The sequence below is a fragment of the Candidatus Zixiibacteriota bacterium genome, from assembly GCA_040753495.1.
GTDB lineage: Bacteria > Zixibacteria > MSB-5A5 > GN15 > PGXB01 > DYGG01.
The window spans coordinates 1-8,533 of the sequence record JBFMEF010000180.1 but is presented as its reverse complement, the minus strand read 5'-3'; the positions used below and the strand labels follow the sequence as shown (position 1 = coordinate 8,533).

At 50.4% G+C, this 8,533-nt stretch carries 8 protein-coding genes; 1 reads left to right on the top strand and 7 read right to left on the bottom strand.

Going from position 1 to position 8,533, the window contains the following annotated elements:
* The 7 genes from AB1690_11770 to smpB all read right to left on the bottom strand — a co-directional run.
* A partial coding sequence (locus AB1690_11770) for a hypothetical protein (protein MEW6015989.1) occupies positions 1–1,394 on the bottom strand: 1,394 nt, incomplete at its 3' end.
* 201 nt (positions 1,395–1,595) lie between these two features.
* Positions 1,596–2,444 carry a hypothetical protein gene (locus AB1690_11765; GenBank protein ID MEW6015988.1) on the bottom strand — a complete coding sequence of 283 codons (849 nt, stop codon included), beginning with the start codon at positions 2,442–2,444 and terminating at the stop codon, positions 1,596–1,598.
* Entirely contained in the window at positions 2,441–3,613 is a 1,173-nt protein-coding gene (locus tag AB1690_11760; protein MEW6015987.1) for a M24 family metallopeptidase, read from the bottom strand. Before AB1690_11760 ends, AB1690_11765 begins: the two co-directional genes overlap by 4 nt.
* On the bottom strand, positions 3,610–4,809 hold the full coding sequence (locus AB1690_11755; GenBank protein MEW6015986.1) for a DNA recombination protein RmuC: 1,200 nt from the start codon (positions 4,807–4,809) through the stop codon (positions 3,610–3,612). The genes AB1690_11760 and AB1690_11755 overlap by 4 nt, the downstream gene beginning before the upstream one ends.
* 2 nt (positions 4,810–4,811) lie before the next feature.
* The gene (murI, locus tag AB1690_11750; protein ID MEW6015985.1) at positions 4,812–5,633 is read right to left on the bottom strand and encodes a glutamate racemase; all 822 of its coding nucleotides are present in this window, start codon (positions 5,631–5,633) and stop codon (positions 4,812–4,814) included.
* The gene (locus AB1690_11745) at positions 5,634–7,106 is read right to left on the bottom strand and encodes an N-acetylmuramoyl-L-alanine amidase (protein ID MEW6015984.1); all 1,473 of its coding nucleotides are present in this window, start codon (positions 7,104–7,106) and stop codon (positions 5,634–5,636) included.
* Positions 7,103–7,573: an SsrA-binding protein SmpB gene (smpB, locus tag AB1690_11740; protein MEW6015983.1), complete on the bottom strand. Its 471-nt coding sequence runs from the start codon at positions 7,571–7,573 to the stop codon at positions 7,103–7,105. The genes AB1690_11745 and smpB overlap by 4 nt, the downstream gene beginning before the upstream one ends.
* Before the next feature lie 81 nt (positions 7,574–7,654).
* Between smpB and AB1690_11735 the strand changes: the two genes are divergently transcribed.
* Positions 7,655–8,437 (top strand): nitrilase-related carbon-nitrogen hydrolase, encoded by a 783-nt coding sequence (locus tag AB1690_11735; GenBank protein MEW6015982.1) that lies wholly within the window; start codon positions 7,655–7,657, stop codon positions 8,435–8,437.
* The last annotated feature ends 96 nt before the right edge of the window (positions 8,438–8,533 follow it).

Sequence of the window (8,533 nt, the reverse complement as noted above, 5' to 3'; positions counted from 1 at the left end):
ATCCTGTCATCAATCCCCGGCTGATACATATCCGGGGAGTAATTGAGGTCTTTTCGGTACGGAAATTTCCGGTCAATCCGTTCATAAATCTGATAGGACTCAAAGCTCTTGACCAATCTGAACCCGACCGTTGTGGGCAGAGGCTCACGTGTTATGATATGACTGACAAAATCCTCCGATTTTGGCTGATTAGATTCAAAATAGATTGGGATATTTTTATGAAGATGGAAATACCCGCCGCTTTGAAACCAGAATTGAGACATATCAAAAATCCCGACGACATTCGGGGCGTCCGAGAGGTAACGGTAAGCCTTAAGCGCCGGCTCTTTCTTGAGGACTCCTTGACGATAGACTTTCGATTCCCCCGGTAATAAGCCCAGAAATCCTCCCGCTGAAACCAGCAAGAAGATGGCAATAAATATAGCCGACATTCCCCCTGGTCTGCCCGAATTACTGCTTCTACCGAAATCATTAGAGGCAATCACTCCCGCTGAAATTATTATTAACGGAATGGCAAGATAAATAAACCGGATGCTGACCAGATGGTCTTTCAGAGGCAGGAAAGAGTGCAAAATAATTATCATTGCCGCCGACAGCGGAATAATCCAGTGGCGACGAAGAAACCAGAAAGCGGCCGCCAATATTACCCAGTGCAGATAAAGCGAAGAGCGCCCCAGCGAGAGTAAGAATTCCGGCGAGAAACGGGGAGAGATGGCACCGCCAAAGCTGAAATGCTGATTAATCTCGATATAATTGACATAAGATTCATAAAATTCGCCCAGGGTGAGGGCATCCAGCGCGCCGGCGCCGATAATAGTGACGACCAGCGCCACCGCCGCCAGTGCCGCCTTTCTGACTTCAATACCATAAATGATATGAACAAAGTAAAAGACCACCAGCGGCAGATACTGGACTCGCAATGCCGCGGTCAGCGCCAGAAGAACTGCCGCCGCCATAAATCTCAATATTCCCGTCTCGCGATACGAAATCGCCAGCGCCATCAGGAAAAATGTTGTCGCCCAGACCTCGCTTAAGGGACGAATCGAAAAATAGGCTATCTCATACCAAAAAGCGCAGAAAAAAGCGGCGATTAGACCGGCTTTCATACCGGCCATCTTTCTCCCCAAGAGGTACGCCGCATAGACCAGCCAGAGCGACAGAGCGCCCAGAATCACTCGAATTGCCGGTATATAAATATTCGGATTATCCCATCCGAGCCACTTAAAGGGGTACAAGAAGAGGGCGGTCAATCCGGGCGTAAGCCAAGAGCGAACCGAATAGCGAAATTCCCATGGTATTAATCCATATCCGAAAACCAGCCGATGCGCCTGCTCGAATATCTGAAAATTCTCATCGGGATGACTGAGATTGTCGGTAAAAAGAGCCAGAGCCACCCGCAACAGCAATCCGCCGGACAGTATCGCCCAGAGAATCCGTTTGCCGGTCTGATTATTAAAGCTTTGCGGGTCCAGTACTATTTCCTTGTCTCAGTGCGATATACGAGTATTGCGGCACAATTGATTCATATTTGGGGCAGTTTTCCTTATGGAGCAGATTCGACAACGGCTGGTCAATATCTCAGAAGCTTGGGGTTCTTAGAAGCGGAGAAGATTTGGGATGGTCTGGTAAATATACTTCACTCTCATCCGGCGGTCTTTTCCTTCGCCGACAATAGATTCAATCCTGATTTTGGCGTAATTCCCATCGGCAGTTTTGACGGCGTAACTTTCGCCTGCCCGCACAGGTATTCTGTCCATTGCGGGGATATCCAGGCTGAATCTGGAATGCTGGTAAATATCTCTGGTCGCCCCCAGGGAATAAAACTGCGATTCTCTCAAAAATCCGTTGAGACGGTGCGGCGAAGAGATATAATCGAAACCGTCCTTGCTGAAAAAAAAGAGGTCATTGCCTGAGGCATCCGCCCTGACCGGTTTCCCCGCGGCAAAAGAGAAGCCATCATTGATATCGGCATACCTGAAAGCCAGAAGAAATTCCCCTTCAGGTCGACAGATGGCTGCGACCTGATTGGACGACACCGAAAGACTGCCATCCGGGAATACCGTCCGAACCGTCACGAAATATTCCGTTCCATTTTCCAGATTATCAATCAGCATGGTCTCGAAACTTCCCTCGGGGTCAGTATCTCCCGGATAGGGGGCGGAATTGTACGGTTTTATTCGCGACGGCATTTCGCTGTCAAGATACCTGTCATCCAGCGGCTCCCGCAGAAGATAAATATTATATCCTGACAGAAGAACATTGGGCGGGCAATTGGTATTCCATTTCAAGAAAAGGTTGCGATTTCCCGGCTTAATTGTCAGTTTGGTCGGCGCGCAGAAGTACAACTCTTTGCGAATTTCTCCTTCATCTCTGGGAAAACGTTTGGCGGGGGCGCAACTGATATGAATGAATAAGCAACCAAAGAGAAATGGCCAGTATCTCATATGACAGCAAGCTCCGTCTGCCGGGGGCAGAGGAATCGTCCTCCTTTTTCCGTTACCTCCAAATCCTCTTCCAGTCCAACATAACCAATTCCGGGCAGTTCGATTCCCAGTTCTACCGTGAAAACATTTCCTTTCTCAAGGGGGATTTTGGGCGCCACTCCGTAACGTTTCCAGAGCGGTCCAACGAGGGCAGAGCCATCATGCACCGAGCGCCCAATCTGATGTCCCAGGGCATGCTGATATTCTGGGTAACCGGCTCTGGTGAGAATCTGCCGCGCTACGGCGTCAATTTCATGCCCCACCGCCCCCGGTCGATAGAGCTTGGCGGTTTCATCTATAACTTCACGGACCTTATCAAACGCCGCCAGAAGTTCCGGCGGGGGAGCGCTTTCGTTTTTTCGGCGAACATAAACGAGTCTCTGAATATCGGAGCAATAGTTTTGCAGCCGGACTCCAAAATCGACATGCAGCAGGTCCCCCGGCTCCAGAACCGCTTTGGTCGGATGACCGTGTCCCGGCGATGATTTCGCTCCGGCATTGACGATGGTGTCGAAGGAGTTTTCCCCTCCCAGCAACTTGATACTGTGGTCGATCAATTGTCCTATCTCTATTTCGGTCATGCCGGCTCTGATGCTTTTCAACGCCTTGTTCCAGCAATCTGCCGCCATAAAGGCGGCCGATGAAATCAGCTCCACTTCTTCCCGGGTTTTGCGGCCCCGGAGAAGTGAAATTATCTTTTCCGAGGAGATGAATCGCGTCCGATATTCGCTTCCTTCCAGATACTCGTTCAACAGCAAGAACATCCCGTGCGTCAGGCCATCCGCGGCATCATCGCTCGGCGAATAATTGAGCGCTATGCTCTGGGGGGCGTTTTCCTCTATGATTTGTCTGATTTTGGGTCCGCAGTCCTCGACATACGGCACCACTGTACGGAATCGTCTGGCTCGCTCAAAATCGGACGCATCATAATTGCCGACCAGCGCCAGCGTCTGGCCGCTGCGGAAGAAGAAAAAAGCCGACTGCCAGACCACTTTATGCCCCACTACCAGGGCGAGCGACGGGTCCGCCATCATATCGGATTCACGGCAGAAAATCATCCAGAGGTCGATATTCAATTCTTTCAGGATATCGATAGCCTGCTCCATTTTTGCCTTGACCAGGTCCATCATTCGCCTCGCAGTTCTTTTTGGGAAGAAGGTAGCGCCGATAACCCCGCGCCGCCCTCAATGACACTCCTGCCGTTGCTATTCGGCTCCGAAAGCGCCTGCTGACGGGCGAGCGACTCAATCTGTTGTAACGGTTTTTCCAGCTGATTGCGGCGGGTAGTGACAATTGTATTGAATTCGTTCTGCAGCTCTTCAATTCTTTTCCCCAGTTTGTCCATCCCGACGATAAACTGCCCCCATTGCTTATAGAAAGCGCTCATCAGCTCCAGAATCTTATGCGCTGACCGTTCCAGATTAAAATTGTCAAGAGACTGGCGAATTATCGCCAGAACCGCGTAAAGGGTGACCGGCGAGCAGACAATTACTTTTGACTTGAGGGCGTTATCCACAAAGGAAACGTCATTCTCAAGCAAAAAGGCATATACCTGCTCATTGGGAATAAAGACCAGAACATAGTCGAGCGTTCCCGATTCGGGATTGATATAGTCGCGCCCTGTCACATCTTTTATCATCTTGGTGGCGTCGGCAAGAAACTGCTTGCGGTAACTCTGGCGAAGCGACTCGTTGGTCTCCTCGCAATACTTGATATAATTGTCCAGGGGAAATTTGACATCCATATTAAGGAAACGGTTCTCCGGCAGAAGAAATGTATAATCGGGTCGCCGCCCGGTCTGGGCAAAATCTCTCTGCTTGCGATAGTTTATTCCTTCCACCAGACCGGCCACTTTCAAGAGGTCTTCAGCCATTCTTTCCCCCCATTGACCGCGCACCTTTGAGCCGGAGAGAATCTTGCTCAACCCGGTCGTTATTTCCTGCAGTTTAGCGGTTTGCTCCGATTGATTCTGCAACCCGCGATTGAGGGCGCCGAATTTTTCGTTGCGGTCGCGCTCGAAAGCCGTTATCTGCCCCTGCATCTTTTCCAGCTCCGTCCGGATATGCTGGAGCGTGTTATCAATCAGTTCCTTCTTAGATTCGAGTTCCTTAATGTTGGACTGGGAGGCTTGCGCCAGGCGCTCTCCTGCCAGTCTCAAAAACTGCTCCGAATTCTGCGCCAGCGCCTGTAAGGACGCCTTGCCGAAGGACTCCTCTATCCTCTGAAGAATATCGCGCTCGATGCGCCGGCTGTAGATTCTTACCACCACGAAGATTGCCGCGCCGGTCACCGCGAGAAAAAGTATTGAGATTATCAACAGGTTCATTTCTAATATCTCGTTATATCCACCCTTGTAATGTTATTGATACTTCTTCCCAGGAATTGCTTTACTACTTGAGAGAAGCGGTCGGGGACATCGGACACATAAAATTTCACCGTCGCTTCGCCGGCTGAAGCACGCAGCAGTTTTTTCTCCGCCAGCGCCTCAGCCACGGTTCGGGCCGTTTCCTCCGCCGAATCCACCAGGCGCACCTGCTCACCCACAACCTTGCCGATAACTTTCTTCAATAAAGGATAGTGCGTGCATCCTAGGACAAGCGTATCAATATCCACATCTGTCAAAGTCTTGAGATAATCCTGCGCTATCAGGTAAGTCGCTTCCTTCTCAATATACCCTTCCTCCGTCAGAGGCACAAATAACGGACAAGCTAAGGAGAATACTTTCACTTCGGTGTTTCGGGCTTGAATTGCCCGGGCATAACTGTCGGAACCGATTGTGGCAACCGTCCCGATTATTCCAATTCGACCGTTCCTGGTATACTTCACGGCCGCCTCCGCCCCCGGCTCAATCACCCCCAGGATATCAATGTCAAATTCTCCGCGGACAGTCTCCAGCGCCACCGCCGAGGCCGAATTGCATGCCGCCACGATATACTTCACCTTATGTTCCATCAAAAAAGAAATGTCCTGACGGGTGAATTTGGTGATTATTTCCTTGGAGCGTCCGCCGTACGGGGCGCGCCCAACATCGCCGAAATAGACTATATTTTCTTGCGGCAGATGCCTCATGATTTCCGCCGCTACCGTCAGCCCCCCCACTCCGGAATCGAATATCCCTATCGGCTTGTTTTTTATCTCATCCTGTGTCATCTATTTATTCTCATACTTCGCTTTGAATCTTTTCAGTCCTTCATAGATGGCTTGCGCCACCTCCTCGCGGAAATCTTTGCTCTTGAGTAGCTGCTCATCGCCGCGATTGGTTATAAAGGCGGATTCTACCAGCACTGAAGGCATATAGACGCCGTTCAAGACATAAAATCCGGCCTGGTCGATGCCGCGACTGTCCGTAGAGTTAGCCTTCCGCCTGAAATCCCGTTCTATCATTGCCGCCAAATCGGCCGATTCGGTTTGAAATTCGGTTTGAATCATGTCGCTTAATATATGGCTTAAGTCATCATATTGCGAATCCGGCTGATTTCCCAGCTCGGCAAGAAAGGTTGCGTTTTCAAGTTGCGCCACGGCCCGGGCGGAGTCGTTCTTTGCCGGCGCCAGAAAAAAGACCTGAAAACCGCGCGCCGCGCGCTTGACCGAAGCATTGGCATGAATTGAAACAAAGATATCCCCCTTCTCTTCGTTGGCAATCCGGGTTCGTTCTGCCAGAGATAGATACTCATCTTTTTCTCTGGTTAATACCGCCGAGAATATCTTGTCCTTTCTGATGATCTTCGCCAGCCGTTTGGCGATATCGAGAACTACGTCCTTTTCTCTGGTGCCGTTGTGACCAATGGCGCCATAGTCGCTTCCGCCATGCCCCGGGTCAATTATGATTCTATCAATCAGGTCATCGGGACCGACATTTTTCAACCCGTTATTTGCGATTGGCGCCACCAGAGAATCTATTAGAGATATCTGAATCCGGTCGGGGTCGGTCTGGAGACGATGAGTCATCTTGTCAATCTTCCGTCGCAACCTCAATGACACCTGGGCCGAACCGGGATTCTGAAGAACATTCATATCCACCAGAAAATCTTTGTCCCGGCGGCTGAGCAGTTGCCTGCGGTTGACCGTGCCCTTTGGTATGGTGATATTGAGCCAGTTTCCCTCCGATTGGAATATCTCATAATCCTTGATTCCGCTGATAAAAATCTCAATCAGCAATCCGTTGGCTTTGGGGGAGAATGCCAGGTCGGTAACATTGTACCATTCCGAATCGACCCGAATCGTTTTGCGATGCGCATCCCAGGAAACCTGCTCGGGGCGAATCCGGTTCAAGACCGGCATAAAGGTCTCTGCCGGAAGATACAATTCCCCATTCCTGATAATAACCGGATAAACCATGTTCCGGACCGAATCCCCCATCCGGAGAAACGGCGAATCGACAAAGAAGATTGTCTTACTCGCTGAGGATTGATAGGCGATGGATAGCCCGACTTCCTCCCAACTAATGCGGTCACCAAACAACTCCGCCAGCTGCGACATGGAGAAATAGAGAACATTCTTTTCGATGATATAATCAATCTTTTCCGTGCCTCCGGAGAGCTGGACCGACAAAAGCTCCCCTTCCGCAGCCGGCGCAACTAACCCCGCAAATAATAGAAAGAGAAATAAAATATATCTGGTCATTTTGTTTTTCGTCTCATCGCTCTTTCAATCGCCCGCGCCGCTTCCTTTTCGGCAGTTTTCTCCCGTTTATCGTAACTCTTACGCCCGCGGGCAATAGCCAGTTCGATTTTAATTACAGGTCCCTTGAAATAGATTCGCAGCGGAATCAGAGTGAATCCTTTTTCCTCGGTGGCGGCGAACAGACGGCGGATTTCCCGTTTGTGCAGCAGCAACCTTCGAGGGCGAAGCGGCTCATGGCCGTCGCGGGTCGCCATTTCGTACGGCGAAATATGCAGGTTGTACAGAATAACTTCCCCGTTCTCGACTGCGGCGTAACTGTCGGAGAGATTGACTTTCCCCATTCGCAAAGATTTCACTTCGCTCCCTTTCAGCTCGATGCCGGCTTCACGACGGTCGAGAATCTCGTAGTTGTGAAAGGCTTTGCGGTTGGTGACGATACTCCGCTCTTTTTTCTTCTCCTCAGGCATGGGGCTAAATATAGAGGAGAGGCATACCGGTTGCAATTGTTTTATTGATTGCTTATTTTGACTTCGGCAGAGGAGCCAGTAATGATTGTATCGCTCTATCAGAATAACCCCCGTTTCGGAAAAGTGGCTGACAACCTGGATCAACTGCTCAGAGCCGCTGGTCCACATAAATTCGACCTTCTGGTGCTTCCGGAGCTTTTCGCCACCGGTTATCTTTTTGCCGACTTCAATCAGGCGTTCCTGTTATCGGACGAAGCCGGCAAAGGGTATCTTTTTGAGAGCATCCGGAAGTTAGCCGCCGAGAAGAACAGCCTTATCATATATGGCTTTCCCGAGCGGCGAGGGAAGAGGCTGTTCAATTCCTCTATAGCGGTTTTTCCCGATGGGCAGTATCTTCTCTATCAGAAAAGCCACCTCTTCGACACCGAAAAAGAGATTTTCTCTCCCGGTGAATCCGGTTTCTCGGTATTCTCTTTTCGAGGCGCCCGCATCGGTATGATGATCTGTTTTGACTGGCGTTTTCCCGAGGCGGCGCGCAAACTGACTCTCCTGGGCGCCCAGATAATCTGTCATCCCTCCAATCTGGTCTTACCCCATTGCCCCGATGCCATGATTACCAGAGCCCTCGAAAACGCCGTTTTTACCATTACCGCCAACCGTATCGGCGAAGAAAAACGACCTGGCTTGACTCTCCGTTTCATCGGTAAATCGCGAATAATCTCACCCAACGGGGCAATTCTGGCGCAGCTTGATTCCGAACAAACCGGATTTATCGCCGTCGATATAAACCCAGAACTCGCTGATAATAAACGGGTTACTGCGAATAATGACCTCCTCGCCGACCGTCGCCCGGAACTCTATTAGGCTTTTCTGGTTATAACAGCGCCGTATTATTCCGCAAGCCTTTTCCTGATTCTTCGCAAAAGTAATTGCCAGCCACATCTTTCGGCTAATGAAAAC